Origin of the sequence: Pseudomonas indica NBRC 103045, assembly GCF_002091635.1 — a bacterium.
Classification (GTDB): Bacteria; Pseudomonadota; Gammaproteobacteria; order Pseudomonadales; family Pseudomonadaceae; genus Pseudomonas_M; species Pseudomonas_M indica.
Genome location: NZ_BDAC01000005.1, coordinates 1 through 18949, shown reverse-complemented (window position 1 = coordinate 18949; position 18949 = coordinate 1). Strand labels below are relative to the sequence as shown.

Sequence of the window (18949 nt, the reverse complement as noted above, 5' to 3'; positions counted from 1 at the left end):
CTCAAATCGTCTCGTCGTTCGAAGGTTCGCGTCGGTTCGTGCCCAGGGCGGCCAGGCTCTCGACCAGGCTCTGTTGCCACTCATCCTGGCGCAGGATGTCCAGGTGCTGCGCGGGGATGACCCGTTCGTTGATCGGGCCCTGGCTGAGGCGGCTCCAGTCCGGCGCGCTGAAATCCTCGGATTCCAGGGTCGCGCTGGCCCACCAGAGGTGCAGCGGACAGCGCAGCGTGACGGGGCGGAAGGTGCCGATCAGCGCCTGGGTGTGGCCGTGCTGGCGCAAACGGTATTCCAGTTGTTCCCAGCTGTCGCCTGCCAATTGCACGCCCTGCTGCCGGGCCCATTGCGCCAGGGCGAGTGGCCATTCGTCGGGTGTCCGCTCGAGCAGGTGCGCGCGTGCCGCCTCGGTCAGCGCCGACAGGCGTCGCTGGCTGTCGGTGTCGAGCCGTTCGGCGGCGGCTTGCAGCAACTGTTCGAAGGTTTCTGCCGGTGCGCTGCGCTGGGTCTGCGAATCGACGATGCCGAGGAACGCCACCTCCTGGCCGGCTTCCTCCAGCTGCGCCGCGGCGCAGAAGGCGAGCAGGCCGCCGAGCGACCAGCCGAGCAGGTGGTAGGGACCCTGTGGCTGTTGCCGGCGCAACTGCTCGACATACACCGCGGCCAGGGCATCGAGGCTGTCGCGGCCCGGCAGCGGGCTGCCCTCGGCCAGGTAGGTGGCTTGCAGACCCCAGAGACTCCAGTCCGCCAGCGGCTCGGCCAGGGCGCGGTAGTCCTGCACGTGGCCGGTGGAGGGGTGGAAGCAGAACAGGTTGCCCTTCGTCGCCTCCGTCCGGGACAGCTGCACCAGCGGCGAGAGCTGCAACCGGGCCTGCACCAGCTCGGCGAAGCGCGCCACGCTCGGTGCATCGAACACGGCGTTGACCGGCACCGGCGCGCCGAGCGCGTTCTGCAGGCGGCTGGCCAGCTTGACCGCGGCCAGCGAGTGGCCGCCGAGGGCGAAGAAGTCATCCTCGATGCCGACCCGCTCCAGGCCCAGCACGCTGGCCCAGACCTCGGCCAGCAACTGCTCCAGCGGCGTGCGCGGCAGGCTGTCGCCGACATGCTCGAGCACCTGCTCGGCCCATTGCGCGAGCGTCTTGCGGTCCAGCTTGCCGTTGCCCAGCAGGGGCAGGGCGTCGACCAGCCGCAGGGTCGGCAGCATGTGCTCCGGCAGGCGCTCCTGGGCCAGGGCTTGAAGTCGGGCGAGCGTGCCGGCCTGGTCGTGTTCGAGGGTGAGGAAGGCGAACAACTGCTGATCGAACGGGCCGCGCGCCACGCAGGTGACGGCCACCTGGGCCACGCCGGGCAGTCGGGCGAGCTGCGCCTCGATGTCGTCGAGTTCGACGCGGAAACCACGGACTTTCACCTGGCGGTCGGCACGGCCGATGATCTGCAGGCTGCCGTCCGGGCGGTAGCGCGCGCGATCCCCGGTGCGGTAGAGGCGCTCGCCGGGGCGTTGTGGATGGTCGCGAAAGCGCTCGTCGGTCTGCCGTTCGTCGAGGTAGCCGCGGGCCAGTTGCGGCCCGGCCAAGTAGAGCTCGGCGGCCTGGCCCGGCGCCACGGGATTGCCCTGTTCGTCGAGCAGATAGGTGCGCATGCCGTCCAGGCGGTCGTCGAGCGGCAGGTGGCGGTACTCGATGGCCGGGTCGAGGCGATGCATGAGTACGCCGATGGTGGTTTCGGTCGGCCCATAGTGGTTGTAGACGGCGAGGTCCGGCGCGAGGCGGCGCAGGCTCTGCAGCAGGCGCTGCGGGCTGTGCTCGCCGCCCAGGATCAGTTGCCGGCGCGGCAGGGTGGCGACGGCCGCGCTGTGTCCGAGCCAGGCGTCGAGCAGCGACGGCACGGTCTTCAGGTGGTCGATCGGGTGACGCGCCTGGTAAGCCGCCCAGGCTGCGGCGTCGAGGCTGGTGGCCTTGTCCACCACATGCAGCTCGCCGCCGCTCAGCAGCGCCGGGAACAGCAGGGTATAGCTGAGGTCGGCGGCCAGCGAGGTGACCAGTGCGCTGCGCTCGCCGGGGGCCAGGGCCAGGCGACGCAGCAGGCTGTCCACATAGCTGCCGAGCTGGCGGTGTTCGATCACCACGCCCTTGGGTGTGCCCGTGCTGCCGGAGGTATGCAGCACATAGGCGGCGTTGTGCGCGGCGATTGGCAGTGTCAGCGGGCTGTCCGGTCGATCCTGCCAGCGCTGGGCATCGCCCAGGTCGAGACTCTCCAGACCCGGTAGCGCAGGTGGCGTGGCGCTGCCATCGACGATCAGGAAAGCGGGGCGGGCGGCTTCGATGATCGCCTGGTTGCGTGCCAGCGGCTGCTGCACGTCCAGCGGCAGGAAGGCCGCGCCGCATTTGAGCACACCGAGCATGGCGACGATGGCATCGGCGTTGCGCTCCAGATGCAGGGCGACGCGGTCCTCGGTACCGATCCCGCGCGCGTTCAGGTAGCGGGCCAGTTGATTGCTGCGCGCCTCCAGCTCGGCATAAGTCAGTTGGCGGGTCGCATCGCACAGTGCCAGGCGTTTGGCAAAGCGCGCCGCCTGCTGGCTGAAGCGCTGGGGGAAGGCGACGAAGGGCGTCGCGGACGCCTCGGTCCGCGTGCCCTGCACGGCGGCCAGGGTGGCGTCGAAGCTCGGGCTGTGCAGCGGCAGGGCTGCGAGCGCCTGCTCGGGATCGTCGAGGGCGGCAAGCAGCAGCGAGCGGTACTGTTCCAGCAGCACCAGGGCAGTCTGCAGGCTGTAACCGGCGGTCTCGAAGGCGAGGTTGAAGCGATAGGCGATGGTGCCGTGCTCGTCGGTCAGGGCTTCGGCCGTGAGCAGCAGCTCGAAGGCTTGGGCCGGCGAATCGAGTTCCAGCACCGAGAGCGTTGCGCCAGAGGCACCGGCCATGGGCAGCGCCTGGGGCAGCACACTGCCCCATTCGAAGCCGTAGCGGCTGGCCGAGGGGGAGGGGTCGCTGACGATGGCGCAGTACTCCTGCCATTCGCGGGCGCGGTCGCACAGGCGCTGCACGCCGTCGAGCGCCTCGCCGAAGCGGCTCTGCAACGGGAAGCGCCAGGCCAGGGGCAGGGGTTTGGCGAACGCGCCCCAGCAACCGGCCAGCTCCTCGTAATCGTCGCGGCAGTCATGCACCCAGTTCATCGTCAGGACCGGCGCCTCGCCCGGGCTCAGGCGTTGCAGCAGGGCGCACCAGGCCGTCAGCAGCACCTCGGCGGGCGTGACCTGGTGCCGCTGGCAGAAGGCATCGAGCTTGGCGGCTAGCTCCGGCGTGCCATCCAGTTGCGCCTTCAGGTGCCCGGGCTCGGCCCGAACACGTGCTTCGCGGTACGTCAGTTCGACCTGTTCGTGTTCGCCGAGGGCCTGCTCGCGCCAGTAGCGGCGGCCCAGCTCGGCGTCGTCCTCGCCCTGCAGCTCGTACAGCCAGGCGCTGTACTGGGTGTAGCTCATGTCCTCGTCGTCCGGCTGCACCTCGCCGGCCAGGGCCCTGGCGAGGCGCAGCAGGGTGCCTCGGTCGGCGCTCAGTGCCGGCAGTTGCAGGTGCAGGCGCTGGCGATCGGCGGCCAGCGCCTGGCCGTCCAGGCGCACGCCGTCTTCGACCTGCATCGCCTCGTTGGGCGGCACGACCTGCTGCAGCGGCACGCGCAGACCGGGCGAGGGGCACAGCCGCAGGCGCAAGGCCTCGTGCCGTGCCACCAGGGCCTGCAGGCGCCGGCGCAGGTCGGCTGGCTCGACCGTGCCGTGCAGGTCAAGGGTCAATGAGGCGGCCGGCAGGCCCGACTGCCAGCGCAGGCGCTGTTGCGGTGAAAGCTGGAACTGCTCCATCACAGGCTCTCCTCCAGCGCCAGATGGTGACGCGCCACCGCGCCGGTGGACGCGTCGAGTTCGTCGCGGCGCATCATCTGGCCCATGGCGACGCAAATCTTGCGTTCGCCCTCGAAGGGATCGCGGGCGTGGGCGACCAGCATGTTGTCGAGCATCACCACGTCGCCTTTCTGCCAGGCGAAACGCACGGCGCAAGCCTCGTAGGCGCGGCCGATCTCGGCCATCACCTCGTCCTCGATGGGGCTGCCGTCGCCGTAGCAGACGTTGCGTGGCAGTTGCTCGGGGCCGAACAGCTCGATCAGGTTGCGCCGCACCTCCGGCTCCAGGCACGCCGGATGGTGCAGCTGCACCTGGTTGAAGAAGGATGCCTCGCCGGTGTCCGGGTGGCTGACGATGGCCGGGCAGCGCTGGGCGATGCGCAGACCGTCCTCACCGAGCCATTGCCATTGGGTGCCGGCCTCGCGGCAGCGCTGCTCGACCTCCTCGCGCCGTTCGGTCTTGAAGAAGTCCTGCCAGCGCACGTCCAGCTTGTCGGTGAAATGGCGGACATAGAGTAGGCCCTTGGCCCGCAGCGTCTCCACGATCGGCCGCGGCAGGCGCGCGAGCACGTCGCGGCAGTCGACGATGGGCGTGCAGCCGCCGCGCGGTGCCGGCGTCTCGCAATAGAACCACTGCTTGCGCGGCCACTGCGCGAGGTGCGAACTCTCGTTGTGGAACAGGATCATGTGCTGCTCCGGGTAGGGCGTGGAGTGGTAGATGTTCTTGCCCGAGTTGTTCTTCGGCAGGTCGCCGTAAGTGCCATAGAGGTCGGGCTCGATGGCCTGGGCGAACTGCTCGAAGGCGCTGGCGTCGGGCAGGTCGAAGCCACGGAACAGCAGACCGCCGTGATGGCGCAACTGTTCGCCGATCCAGCCACGGGCCTGCTGCGCCCAGCTCACCGGGTCCAGCTCGCCGAGGCGCGGCTCGATCACCAGGGGCAGCGAACGCCCGGTGGCCAGAGTGGCGGTGCGCACCTGCTCCTCGGGGCGCTGGCTGACGGCGGTGGCACGGGTCTGCTTGAGCTTGCTCAGTTTGGACAGCTTGCGCGAGGCGCGGCTCGCCTCGTCGCTGGCGGATGCATCGTACATGGGGGCATTCTCCGTGGCGGCCGGGCTGGACAGGCGCCAGTCCCAACCTTGCAAGGCGTGTTCGGGGGCCTCGATGACCCGTTGCAACAGATCGTCGAAGCCGCGCTGCAACTGCTCGATGGTTCGCTGCTGGAACAGGCTGGTGCGGTATACCCAGCGCAGGGTCAGGCCCTGTTCGTCTTCCTCGGCGAACAGCGCCAGATCGAACTTGCTGGTTTCCTGGCGCGGGGCCAGTTGCTCGACGTGCAGGCCGGGCAGCTCGGCGGAGGAGCGCGGCGTGTTCTGCAGGACGAACAGCGCCTGTACCAGCGGGTTGACGCCGGCCTGACGCGGCGGCTGCAGGGTCTCGACCAGCTTGTCGAACGGCACCTGCTGATGCTGGAAGGCGGCCAGGGTGTCGTCGCGCAGGCGCTGCAGACGGGCGGCGAAGTCCTGCGCCGGGTCGAGGCGCGCGCGCAACGGCAGCACGTTGACGAAGAAACCGATCAGCCGTTCCAGTGCCGGGTGCTCGCGGTTGGCCAGGTCGGTGCCGACCAGGAAGTCGTCGTCGCCGGTGACCCGCTGCAGCAGGCAGTTGAAGGCATTGAGCAGAACCATGAACAGCGTCGCGCGCTGCGTCTGCGCATAGGCTTTCAAGTGCTCGGCCTGGGCTCGCGGCAGGGTCTGGCGCAGTGCCGCACCCTGATAGTCGGCCTGCGCCGGGCGCGGCTTGTCCAGCGGCAGGCGCAGCAGCATCGGTGCGCCCTGGAGTTGACCGCGCCAGAAGTCGATGTCGCGTGCCAGGCGGCGCTGCTGCGGGGCGCTGCGTTGCCAGTGGGCGTAGTCGGCGTACTGGATCGGCAGTGGCTCCAGCGCCGGTTGCCGGCCGGCGCGATAGGCGCTGTAGGCGGCGATGGCTTCCTCGACCAGAATGCCCATGGACCAGGCATCAGTGGCGATATGGTGCAGAGTGAACTGCAGCACATGGCGCGCCTGGCCCAGGCGCAGCAGACGCGCGCGCAGCATTGGCGGGCGCTGTAGGTCGAAGGGGCGCGCGGCTTCGTCGTCGATCCACCGCTGGACGTCCTCGTCCGAGCTGAGCGGCTGCAGCGCCAGTTCGACGCGCACGTCCTCCGCGATCACTTGTCGCGGCGTATCGCCGTCCAGGCTGAAACCGGTGCGCAGCGACTCGTGGCGGTCGAGCACGTGTTGCAGCGCGGCGCGCAGCGCCTCGACGTCCAGTTCGCCCTCCAGGCGCACCGCGGTGGAGAGGTTGTAGGCGGCGCTGGGGCCTTCCAGCTTGTCGAGGAACCACAGGCGCTGCTGGGCGTAGGACAGCGGCAGCAACTGGTCGCGCGACACCGGCACGATCTCCTCGGCTGCCGATTCGTTGGGTGCCTGGGCGTCCACCACCTTGGCCAGCTCGGCCACCGTGCGGTGCTCGAACAGGGCGCGCAGCGGCAGGTCGACGGCGAGCCGGCGACGGATGCGCGCAACGACCTGGGTGGCCAGCAGGGAATGGCCTCCGAGGGCGAAGAAATCGTCGTCGACGCTCAGCGAGTTCAGGCCGAGCAGGTCTTGCCAGAGCTCGGCCAGGGCCTGCTCGGTGGGCGTGCGCGGCGCCACCCGGGCCTGCGCGGCGGCTTCGCCGGGCAGGCCGAGGGCGGCCAGGGCGCGGCGGTCGACCTTGCCGTTGGCGTTCAGCGGCAGCCGCTCCAGGCGGCGCCAGTGGCCGGGGACCATGTAGGCCGCCAGTTGTCCACGCAGATGCTCGCCCAGCAGTGCCTGCGCCATGGCATCGTCCAGCGCCGCGTCGCAGGTCACGTAGCAGGCCAGCAGTTGCAGGTCGCCACGGGCGTCGGGCAGGGCCAGTACCGCGGCGCTGTCGACCTGCGGGTGGCGCATCAGTCGGTTCTCGATCTCGCCCAGTTCGATGCGGTGGCCACGAATCTTCACCTGCTGGTCGCGGCGGCCGAGGTACTCGATGACGCCGTCGGCGCGGTAGCGGCCGATGTCGCCGGTACGGTAGAAGCGTGCGCCGGGCTCGAACGGGTGCTCGACGAACGCCGCGCGGGTGCGCTCGGCGTCGTTGAGATAGCCGCGGCCGACACCTACGCCGCCGACGCACAGCTCGCCCGGTACGCCGATGGGCAGCGGGCGCAGGGCGTCGTCGAGGATGAACAGTTGGTTGTTGGCGGTGGGGCGGCCGATCGGCATGTGCGCGCAGTCGTCCTGCGGCGCGTCGTGGATGGCGTGGAAGGCGACGTCGTCGGAGCACTCGGCCGGGCCGTAGGCATTCATCAGCGGGGTGCCGGGGAAGCGCCGCCGCCAGTCGCGGGCGAGCGCCGGCGGCAGCGCCTCGCCGGTCGGCAGCAGCCAGCGCAGGCTGGCCAGTTCATGCTGCGGGCCGGCCTCCTGGAGCAGGCCGCGGATCAGCGCGGGCACCGCCTCGAGCAGGCTCAGGCGCTGCGTTTCGATGGCGTCGAGCAACGCGGCGGGGTCGTGCGCGACGCTGTCCGGCAGGATATGCACGGTGGCGCCGACGAGCGGCGCGGCGAGGAACTGCCAGACCGAAATGTCGAACGCCGGCGAGGCGGTCTGGGCGATACGATCCTCGCCACAAAGTCCGAGGCTCGGCACTTTGCCGAAGATGTTGTTGAGCATGCCGCGCTGTTCCACCAGGGCGCCCTTGGGCGTGCCGGTGGAGCCGGAGGTGAAGATCACGTAGGCGAGCTGGTCGGCGCGATGGACGTAGCGCACCGGCGCGGCGTCGGCCTGCCACAGCTCCTGGGCCACCAGGCAGGTGGGCTGCCGCGCGACGCCGGCCAGTACCGCATCGAGCAGCCCGCTGGCCTTCTCGTCCACCAGCAGTAGCGGCGCGCCGCTCAGGCTCAGTAGTTCGCCCAGGCGCTGCGGCGGGTGCTGGATGTCCAGCGCCTGGAAGGCGGCGCCGGCCTTGAGCGTGGCGATCATCATGCACAGCAGGGCCAGGCCGCGCTCGGCGGCCAGGGCGACCAGGGTGTCCGGGCCGGCGCCGGCCTGCTGCAGGGCATGGGCGATGGCATTGCTGCGTCGGTCGAGTTCGGCGTAGCTGAGCGTTTCACCGGCGCAGACTGCGGCGAGGCGTTGCGGATGCGCCTGCACCCGCTCGGCGAACAGCGCCGCATAGCCGCGTTCCAGCGGGAAGTCGACGGCGCTGCGGTTCCATTCCACCAGCAGTTGCCGGCGCTCGGCCTCGGGCAGCATCTGCAGGCTGCCGAGCGGCGCCTCGGGCTGGTCGAGCATCTCGCCGAGCAGTTGCACCAGGTGGCCCAGCATGCGCTGCACGCTGTCGGAGGTGAACCGGCTCTGGTCGTAGGATAGGCGGATACCCAGGCGGTCGCCGGGGTAGAGCACCACCGTCATCGGGAAGTTGGTGTGCACCCGGTCTTCGTAGATGTCGATGCTGAAGCCGTCGAGCCTGACGCTGGCGACGTCCAGCGGCGCGTTCTCGAACACCACCAGGCTGTCGAACAACTGGCGGCCACGGGGGACTTCGCTGCAGCGCTGGATGTCCACCAGCGGCGCATATTCGTGATCGCGCAGCTCGGCGTTATGCGACAGCAACGCCTGCAACCAGCCGATCACCGGGCGCTCGGGGTCGACGTCGACACGCAGCGGCAGGCTGTTGATGAACAGACCGACCATCTCCTCGACCCCGGCCAGCGCGGTGGGGCGGCCGGCCACGGTGACGCCGAAGAGCACGTCGCGGTTGCCGCTGTAGCGCGACAGCAGCAGGGCCCAGGCGCCCTGGATCCAGGTGTTGGGGGTGAGCTGGTGCGCCTGGCAGAGCTGCTGCAGGCGCTGGGTGCGGGCGACGCTGAGGGTCAGGTCGCAGTCGCCGACCACCTCCGGCGCGCGGTCCGGCTGGGCCACGGGCAGATCGACCTGCAGCGGCGTCGGCGCCTCGAAGCCCGCCAGTTCGCCGCGCCAGAAGGCCTGCGCGCTGTCCATGTCCTGGCGGGCGAGCCAGCTCATGTAGCCACGGAACGGACGCAGGCGCGGGCGCGCCACCGCTTCGCCGCGCGCCACGGCCTGGTAGATGGCCAGCAGGTCTTCCATCAGCAGGCCGAAGCACCAGGCATCGGTGAGGATGTGATGGAAGCTGCGCACCAGACTGAAACGCTGGTCCGCCAACTGGAACACGCGCAGGTGGGTGAGCGGCGCGCGGCTCATGTCGAAGCCGCGCTGGCGCTCGTCGGCCAGTACGGCGTCCATCGCCTCGCGCTGGCGTTCGGCGTCGAGGTGACGCCAGTCGTACCACTCGAAGGCCAGCTCGGTGTCGCGGTACACGCACTGCAGCGGGGCATGATCCTCCTGCCACCAGAAGGCGGTGCGCAGCATCGGGTGGCGCTCGAGCAGCAGGCGCCAGGCACGTTCCATGGCCGGACGCTGCAACGCGCCGTCCCAGCTGTAGCGCTGCTGCATCAGGTAGATGCCGCTGTGCGGTTGCAGCAGGGTGTGCAGCAGCATGCCCTGTTGCATGGGCGAGAGCGGATAGAGGTCTTCCAGGCGTGCCCAGGGCAGCGGCTCGCTGGCCAGGGTCGCGGCCTGCGCGTGGCACAGCGGGAACGCCTCGCTGGCTGGGCGCAGCTCGGGGCTATCCGCCAGCGCCGCCAGGCTCTGCAGCTGTTCCACCAGGGCGGGCAGCCAGGCACTGGACAGCGGCCCTTCGGCGTGCAGGTGCAGGGTGCCATCGTGCCAGCAGGCGTCCAGGGTCAGCGCCTTGGCCAGGACCGGTTCGCGGCTGGCAGCCTGGACGCCGGCGAGTACCGCCTGCGCCTCGCGGTGCGCATCCCAATCGCCGAGCCAGCGCAGGGCCACCGCCGGCGTCGGCAACTCGCGCAGCGGCTCCAGCAGGTAGGGGTTGTCGGCCAGGTGGCGCAGGGTGCCGTAATCCGCGCCCTGTTGCGGGTAGGCGCGCAACTGCGCGGCCACGTCCTGCAGGCGGGCCAGGCTGTCGCCGGTCGGAGCCTGCAGATAGAACGGCACCGGCAGGGCCAGGGCGCCGAGCAGACGCGCCGGGTCCAGATCGGCCTGGGCGATTGGCGCGTGCAGTGGCAGGCGCGTGGCGTCCGGGCGACCGGCCAGCAGGGTCAGCGCGACCGATGCGCCGTCTTCGCCGCGCAGGCGTTCGACCAGGCTGGCCGCCAGAAGAGCATTCCAGTCCAGTTGCAGGGTGTCGACCAGACGCTTCAGCCGCGCCGAGGTGGCGTCGTCCAGGCGTTGCGCGGCCTGCCCGGTCTGCTCAGGCAGGGCCAGCGGGGGCAGCTCCAGGCCGGCGAATTGCAGCCAGTGCTCCCATACCTCGTCCAGGCGATCGCTGCCGGCGTCTCGCTGCTGATGTTCGCACCAGGCGCCGAGCTCGCCGCCCGTGTAGGACAGGCGAATCGGCCGCTGATGGCGCAACTGCGACAGCGCCAGGTTGAGGTCGGAAAGCAGCAGTGGCCAGGCCGCTTCGTCGAGGCACAGCGGATGGGCGACCAGCAGCAGCCGATCACCCGTTTCGCCGCGCAGCAGGCTGGCATGCAGGCCCTGTCCGGCGACGAGGTCGAGGCGGGCGAAGGCCGCTTCGGCCAGGGTTTGCAGCGGCTCGTCGCTGCGCGGCTGCTCGCTCACTGCAACGGGCGCGGCAGTGGCCAGCACGCGTTGTTGCCACTCGCCTTCCGGGGTGCGCTGCACGGCCAGGCGCAGCGCCTGGTGATGCCCTTGCAGGGCGGCCAGTGCCTGGGCCAGGTGGGCGGCAGGCAGCTCGCCGTCGATGGCCAGGCAACGCCAACTGGGCTGCAGGGCCCCGGCTTCGAGGCGGGAATGCTGGCCGGCGCTCAGCGGTATGACGAAGCCATCGCCCTGTTGCCGGGCCGCCGCGCTTTCGGCGCCGGCGCCGAGTACCTGGGCGATATCGGCGATGGTGCGGTTCTCGAACAACTGCTTGGGCGTCAGCTTCAGTCCCTGCTGGTTGGCGCGGGCGATGATCTGCAGGTTGAGGATCGAGTCGCCGCCGAGGCTGAAGAAGTTGTCGTGCACGCCGACTCGCTCCACCTTCAGCACGTCCTGCCAGATGCGCGCCAGTACCGCCTCGACCTCGTTGCGCGGGGCGACGTGGCTGGCGCTGTCGGCGGCCGGTGCACTGGGCAGCGGCAGTTGGCGCAGGTCCGGCTTGCCGTTGGCGGTCAGCGGGATGGCGTCGAGGGTGATGACGTGCGCCGGGACCATATAGTCCGGCACGCGGCGGCCGAGGTCGTCGCACAGTTTGCTCGCCGACAGCGACTGGCGCGCCACCACGTAGGCCACCAGGCGCGGCATGCCATCCACCTCCAGCATGCGCACCAGGGCCTGCTCGATCAGCGGCGAGAGGCGGCGGATCTGCGCTTCCACCTCGCCCAGCTCGATGCGGTTGCCGCGGATCTTGACCTGGTTGTCGATCCGGCCGAGGAACGCCAGTTGACCGTCGGCCAGCCAGCGCACGCGGTCGCCGGTGCGGTACCAGCGCTGCCGGTTGGCTTCGACGAAGCGCTCGGCGGTCAGGTCGGCGCGGTGCAGGTAGCCGCGCGCCAAGTCGCCGGCGATCCACAATTCGCCGGGAACGCCGATGGCCACCTCGCGGCCGCTGCCGTCGACCACACGCAGGCGGCGGTTGGCCAGCGGCCGGCCCAGGGCGACCAGCCCGATGTCGGCCGCCAGCGGGGTGGCCAGGGCCCCCACCGTGGCCTCGCTCGGGCCGTAGTGGTTGAACAGGCGCAACGCCGGCGCCAGGGCGCCGACCTGGCGCAGCAGCTCGGGCTTGAGTGCGTCGCCGCCGAACACCAGGCGTTCGCGCGGCAGCAGGCGTGGGTCGGGGTGGGCCTGGAGCAGGCCCTGCAGGTGGCCGGGGGTGATCTTCAGCACGTCCACCGGGTGTTCGCCGAAGAAGTCGGCCAGCGCCAGCGGGTCGAAGCTGGTGTCCTCGTCGACCAGGATCAGGCTGCCGCCGTTGCACAGCGCGCCGAACAGCTGGGTGTGGCCGAGGTCGGCCGCCACCGTGGAGAGCAGGCCGTAGCGCGCCGCGGGTGGTGGATCGAGCAGTTCGGCGACGGCGGCGAGATAGCCGACGATGGCTCGGTGCTCGACCACCACGCCCTTGGGCGTGCCGGTGGAACCGGAGGTGTAGATGACGTAGGCGGGGGCGCCCGGGTCGTCGCTCGCCGTCACCGGGCTGGCCGGCAGGTCGGCGAGGGCGTTCGCCTCGTCGTCCAGCCACAACCGGGCCGGGCCCTCGCTGCGCGGCAGGCGCGACTCCAGCGCACGGCGGCTGAGCAGCAGATCGGCGCGGCTGTCCTCGAGGATGTCCGCCAGGCGCCCGGCCGGCTGCTTGAGGTCCAGCGGCAGGTAGGCGGCACCGCTCTTGAGGGTGGCCAGCAGCGCCACCACGAAGTCGACGCTGCGCTCCAGGGCCAGCGCGAGCAACCGGCCACGTCCGATGCCCTGGGCCTGCAGGCGGTGGGCCAGACGGTTGGACTCGGCGTCCAGTTCGGCATAGCTCAGCGCGCGCTGGCGGTCCTGCACGGCCAGGCGCTCGGGATGGGCCTGCGCGCCCTGGATGAAGCGCTGCTGCAGGGTGGCGGCGGGCACCGCGAGGCGTGCGCCCTGGCCATGGGCCTCCAGGCGCTGGCGTTCCTCGTCGCTCAGCCAGTCCAGCGTCTGCACGCGCGCCTGCGGCTGTTCGGCCATGGCCAGCAGGATCGCCCGCAGCTGGGCACTGAGGATAGCGATCTCGGCGTCGCTGAAGCGGCTGCGGTCGTAGCTGAACAGGTATTTCAGGCGCTCGCCGGGTATCACGATCAGCGACAGCGGGAAGTGGTTGCGGCCCTGGGTCAGGCGGATGCCGTCTTCGCGCCGCAGCTCCGCTGGGGCGCTGAAGCTCAGTCCTCCGGCGTCCTGGTTGAGCGCGTCGGTAACGGGGAAGTTCTCGAACACCAGAATCGAATCGAACAGCGCGCGCTCGGCCGGCACCTGGCTCAGCGGCTTGAGCCGGCTCAGCGGCAGGTAGGCGTGCTGGCGCAGATCGCTGTTGCGTTGCTGCAGGTCCTGCAGCCAGTCGCCGAGCGGGCGGGCGTCGTCCAGGCGCACGCGCAGCGGCAGGGTGTTGATGAACAGGCCGACCATGGCATCCACCCCGGCCAGCCCGTCCGGGCGACCGGCGACGGTGACGCCGTAGACCACCTCGTCACGCCCGGCGTGCTGTCCCAGCAGCAGTGCCCAGGCGCCCTGGATCAGGGTGTTGACGGTCAGGTGCTGGCTGCGGGCGAACCGGTTCAGGCGTTCGGTCTCGGCGGCGTCCAGGCGCGTCTCGCGTTCCGCGTAGGGATGCGTCTGCGGCGCCTCGGGCAGGGCGAAGCAGGGCAGCGGGGTGGGGTCGCTGAAGTCCAGCAGCTGCTCGCGCCAGAAGTCCTCGGTGGCCTGGGCGTCCTGCTCGGCCAGCCAGGCGATGTAGTCGCGGTAGCCAGGGCTCGGCGGCAGGCCGGGGGCGTCGCCGCGCACCTGCTGGTAGTACAGGGCCAGCCATTCCTGGATGGCCACGCCGACGCTCCAGCCGTCCATGAGGATGTGATGGAAGGTCCAGATCAGGTGCCAGCGTTGCCCGGGCAGGCGCACCAGGCACAGGCGCATCAGCGGCGCCTCGTTCAGTTCCAGCGCCTGGTCGCGTTCCTGCCGCGCGCGCTGGCGCAGCGCCTCCTCGGCCTCGTCGCGGTCGCGCCAGTCCAGTTCGCTCAGCGGCAGCGGCACCTCGTGCTGTACCACCTGGTAGGCGTCGTCCAGGTCTTCCCAGAGAAAGGCGGTGCGCAGCACCGCATGACGCTGCAGCAGCGCCTGCCAGGCGCGGCGGAAGGCGCCGCTGTCGAGCGGGCCGGTCATGTCCAGGCTGAGCTGCTGGTAGTACACGCGCGAATCCGGCTCGTAGACGCTGTGGAACAGCAGACCCTGCTGGGTGGGCGAGAGGGAATAGATGTCCTCGATGTTGCTCATGATTCTTGTTCCAGTCCGTAGGCCGTAAAAAGGTATCGAGTGCGTGGCGGGCGCCGGCGCCCCATGGGGTAGCCGGCGCAGCGCCCGCTAGCTCTGCGAGATCGGTTTGCTCTTGAGTTTGCTCAGCAGGGTGTCCAGGTTCTTCTGGTTCAGGGCCTTGGCCAGGGGGAAGTCGGTCGGCGACAGTTGCCCCGTCTGGTTGCCCTGGCAGTGGCGGATGACGCCGCGCAAATGGGCGAGGTAGGCCTGCAACAGGCGCTCGCGGGTGGCCGGCGCAAGGCGCAGGCCGGCGAACTTCATCTCCACCTGCAGACGCCCGCCAAGCACCGCCAGCACCACCTCCAGCTCATGGCTGCGCGGGGTGTCGGCGGCGACGGTGGGCGGCAGCGGCTCATCCACCAGTTGCAGCAGCCCCTCGCCGCCGACGCCATCGATCTGGCCCAGGTAGTTGAACAGCACGGGATGGCGGTGCGCCGGCAGCGGCACCCCGGTCTGGTGACGCAGCAGGCCGTAGCCCAGGGCCTTGTCGGCCGCGGCGCGCAGTTGCTCCTTGACCGCGACGATCAGCGCGCCGCTGTCGCCGCCCTGCGGCAGGTCCAGACGCACCGGATAGAGCTGGGTGAACCAGCCCACCGTGCGACTGACGTCCAGCTCGGCGAACGGCGCGTCGCGGCCGTGGCCTTCCAGGTCGATGCCGATGGCACTCGCGCCCGACCATTGCTGCAGCGCGCCGGCCAGGGCGGCGATCAGCAGTTCATGGCCCTGGGTGCGATAGCTGCCCTGCGCCTGCTGCAGCGCCTGGGTTTCCTCGATGCTCAACGCCGCGCTCAGGCTGACCTCGTCGGCCACGCGGTTGTCGGCCTGGGGCTGGTCCACCGGCAGCTCGCCGGGCAGCGTCTGTTGCAGCCAGTAGTCGCGCTGCGCCTGCACGGCCGGGCTGGCGGCCTGCTGCCAGAGGCGCTGGCCCCACTGGCGGTAGGAGCTGGTCTTGGCTGGTAGCGTGGCGTTCTGGCCGGCGGCCAGTCGTGGGTAGAGCGTGTTGAAGTCTTCCAGCAACAGGCGCCAGGACACCGCATCCACCACCAGGTGATGGGCAACCAGGTAGAGGCGCTGCTCACCCTCGGCCAGGTCGATCAGCAGGGCGCGGATCAGCGGCCCGCTGGCCAGGTCGAAGCTCGCCTCGACCTGTTCGGCGATGCAGGCGCGCAGGGCTTCCGGCGTGCAGGGCACGGCCAGACGGACCTGGGCGAATGCCACTGCCTGGCTGGCATCGGCATAGGCCTGGCGCCACTGATCGCCTTCGCGGGTGAAACGCAGGCGCAGGGCGTCGTGCTGCTCGACCAGGGCCTGCAGCGTGGCTTGCAGGGCATCGGCGTGCAGCGGGCGGCTGGGCTTGAGCAGCACCGACTGGTTCCAATGGCCGGGCTCGGCCAGCGCTCGTTCCAGCAGCCAGTGCTGGATCGGCAGCAACGGCGCCTCGCCCTCCAGCAGGCCCTGTTCCGCCTGGCACTGCTCGACTTGGCTGGCGACCCGCGCGAGGTCGGCCAGGGTGCGTTGCTGGAACAGCTGGCGCGGCGTCAGGCCGATGCCCTGGGCGCGCGCCTGGGCGATGAATTGCAGGCCGAGGATCGAGTCGCCGCCGAGGGCGAAGAAGTTGTCGTCGACGCTCGGCCGCTCCACACCGAGCAGTTCGCCGAGCAGCCGGCACAGCACCTCCTCGGTGGCGTTGCTCGGCGCCCGCTGCGTGCGCGCCTGGCCCTCGAGCTCGGGTTTGGGCAATGCCTTGCGGTCGATCTTGCCGTTGCTGCTCAGCGGCAGGGCCGGTAGTTGCACGATGAACGCCGGCACAATATGCGCCGGCAGCTGCTGACTCAGGACCTGCTTGAGCGCGTCGACGTCCAGGGCCTCGGGGCCGCAGAGGTAGGCGACCAGTTGCGGCGTGGCCAGGTCTTCGCGCAGGACGGTGACCGCGGCGTCGATGCCGGGCTGGTCGAGCAGGGTGGCGTCGATCTCGCCCAGTTCGATGCGCAGACCGCGCAGCTTGACCTGATGGTCGAGGCGTCCCAGGTACTGGATGTTGCCGTCGGCGAGGAAGCGGCAACGGTCGCCGGTGCGGTACAGGCGCTGGCCGGCGTCGAACGGACTCGCCACGAAGCGTTCGTGGGTCAGTTCCGGCCGGTTCAGGTAGCCACGGGCCAGGCCGGCGCCGCCGATGTACAGCTCGCCGACCGCGCCGATGGGCAGCGGGGCGAGCGCCTCGTCGAGGATGTACAGCTGCAGGTTGGCGATCGGCTTGCCAATGGGCACGAAGCCCAGGGTCGAGGCCGGATCGCAGACCCAGCAACTGACGTCGATGGCCGCCTCGGTGGGGCCGTAGAGGTTGATCAGCTTAGCCGGGTGGCGCGCCTGGAAGCGCTGCTGCAGTTCCAGCGGCAGGGCCTCGCCGCTGGCGAAGACCTGGCGCAGCGAGGTGCAGCGCGGCAGGGCCGGTTCGCCGACGAAGGCCTGCAGCATCGAGGGCACGAAGTGCAGGGTGGTGATGCGTTCGCGCTGGATCAGCTCGGCCAGGTAATGGCTGTCGCGATGACCGTCGGGCTTGGCGACCACCAGGCAGGCGCCAGTGATCAATGGCCAGAAGAACTCCCATACCGACACGTCGAAGCTGTAGGGGGTCTTTTGCAGCACACGGTCGTCGGTGCCGATGGGGAAGGCCTCCTGCATCCAGTACAGGCGGTTCATCAGCGCGCCGTGCTCGTTGAGCACGCCCTTGGGCTGGCCGGTGGAGCCGGAGGTGTAGATGACGTAGGCGAGGTCGCCGGGCTGGTTGATCGGCTCGGGCTGCGGGCCGTCTTCCAGCGCCGAGGCATCCAGGCACCACAGCGGTGTGCCGGCCGGCAGACAGGCAGCGGTGGCCGGCTGGGCCAGGGTCAGGGCCGGGGCGGCATCCTCCAGCATCAGGGTCAGGCGTGCCGGCGGCAGCTCCGGATCGAGCGGCAGGTAGGCGGCGCCGGCGCGGACGATGCCGAGCAGGGCGACCACCATTTCCACCGAGCGCTGCATGCACACGGCGACCACCTGCTCGCGGCCCACCCCGCGCTCGCGCAGTTGCCTGGCCACGGCGCCTGTGCGGGCGTGCAGCTCGGCATAGCTGAGGCGCTGCTCGGCATAGACCAGCGCCGGCGCGTGCGGGGTGCGCGCAGCTTGTTCGGCCAGTGCCTGGGCCAAGTCGTGCGGACTGGGGTAGGCCCTGGTCGTGGCATTCCACTGCTGCAGTTGGCGGCTGCGCTCGGCGCTGCCGAGCAGGTCCAGTTCGCCCAGTTTCGCCAGCGGCCGCTCGGCGATATCGGCCAGCAGGCGCTGCCAGGCGCCTGCCCAGCGCGCGATGGTATCGGCCTCGAACAGCTGGCGCTTGTATTTCAGGCGCAGCGACAGGCGTCGGCCGTCGTCGTGCACCTCCCAGCCCAGGTCGAAACTCGAGGCGCTGGACGGTACCTCCACTTCGCGCAGTGTCAGCGGCGCCCAGGCATCGGCGCGCAGGCGGGCGTTCTGCATGGCGAACAGCACCTGGAACAGCGGCGTGCGGGTCATGTCGCGTTCGCTGACCAGGGCATCGACCACCTGCTCGAAGGGCACCTCCTGATGCTCCTGGGCAGCGAGCACGCGTTCGCCGACCTGCTTCAGGAAGGCCTCGAAGGCCAACTGCGGGTCGACCTCGGCGCGAATCACCAGGGTGTTGACGAAACAACCGATCAGCGCCTGGGTTTCCGCCAGATCGCGGTTGGCCACGGCGGTGCCGATGCGCACGTCGCGCTGGCCGGCCAGGCGGCCGAGCAGCACCTGGGTGGCTGCCAGCAGCAGCACGTAGAGGGTCATGCCCTGGCGCTGCGCGGTCTGGCGCAGGCGCTGGGCGAGAGCCTCGGGCAGCAGCAGATCGTGGAAGCCGCTGGCGGTGTCGGGTTCGGCTCGGCGCGGATGGTCGGTGGGTAGCTCCAATTGGTAGTCGCCATCGCCGAGGGTGTCGCGCCAGTACTGCAACTGTTGGCGGTAGCGCTCGGCCTGGGCCGGCAGCCGCTGCCAGAGGGCGTAGTCGACGTATTGCACCGGCAGGGCCGGCAGACATGCCTCGCGCTGCTCGCCGCGGGCGCGGTAGAGCTCGGCCAGTTCGTCGATCAGGCACTGCATCGACCAGTCGTCGGCCACCGTATGGTGCAGGGTCAGGAGCAGCAGGGTGCGCCGCTCGTTGTGCAGCAGACAGCCACGGACCAGCGGGCCGGCCGCCAGGTCGAAGGGGCGCCGGGATTCTTCTTCGAGGCGCTGGGCGACCCGGGCGTCCCAGTCCGTCTCGGCCAGCGGCTCGATAGGCAGGTGCGCGCGGCTCTCGGCGTCGATCAGCAACTCGGCCCCCTGGCCACGCTCCAGCAGACGGCCACGCAGCACTTCGTGGCGGGCGACGATCTCGGTCAGACCCTGCTGCAGCCAGTCGAGGCGCACCGGGCCGCTGAGTTCCACGGCCGAGGTGATGTTGTACTCGGCGGCTTGCGGGTTGAGCTGGTCGAGGAACCACAGGCGCTGCTGCGCATAGGACAGCGGCAGGCGCTCGGGGCGCGGCTGAGGCGTCAGCTCGGCGGCGGCGCTGCCCGCCGGCGTGCCGAGCAGGGCGCTGAAGGCGCGCAGCGTCGGCTGCTCGAACAGTTGGCGCAGGGCCGGTGCCTGGCCGTACTCCTGGCGCAGCCGGGCGAGCAGCACGGTGGCCAGCAGCGAGTGGCCACCCAGGCGGAAGAAGTGGCTGTCGCGGCCGATCAGCTCGAGCGGTATTTCCAGCAGCTCGGCCCAGCGTTCGGCCATGCGCCGCTCGGCCTCGCCCTGGGGATTCTCGTGGCGGTCTTCGGCCTGCTCCAGTTGCGGACGCGGCAGTTGCTTGCGATCCAGCTTGCCGTTCGCGTTGAGCGGT

The 18949-nt window shown here is 70.5% G+C and carries 3 protein-coding genes; all 3 read right to left on the bottom strand.

Annotation, left to right across the window (positions count from 1 at the left end; genetic code table 11):
• Window position 1: 1 nt before the first annotated feature.
• Window positions 2-3847, bottom strand: coding sequence for a non-ribosomal peptide synthetase (locus PIN01S_RS07895; protein WP_084335045.1), 3846 nt, complete (start codon window positions 3845-3847; stop codon window positions 2-4).
• Window positions 3847-13998: a non-ribosomal peptide synthetase gene (locus PIN01S_RS07890; RefSeq protein ID WP_084335043.1), complete on the bottom strand. Its 10152-nt coding sequence runs from the start codon at window positions 13996-13998 to the stop codon at window positions 3847-3849. Before PIN01S_RS07890 ends, PIN01S_RS07895 begins: the two co-directional genes overlap by 1 nt.
• 87 nt (window positions 13999-14085) lie before the next feature.
• Window positions 14086-18949: non-ribosomal peptide synthetase (locus PIN01S_RS07885; protein ID WP_139809697.1), on the bottom strand; the 4864-nt coding region annotated here is incomplete at its 5' end.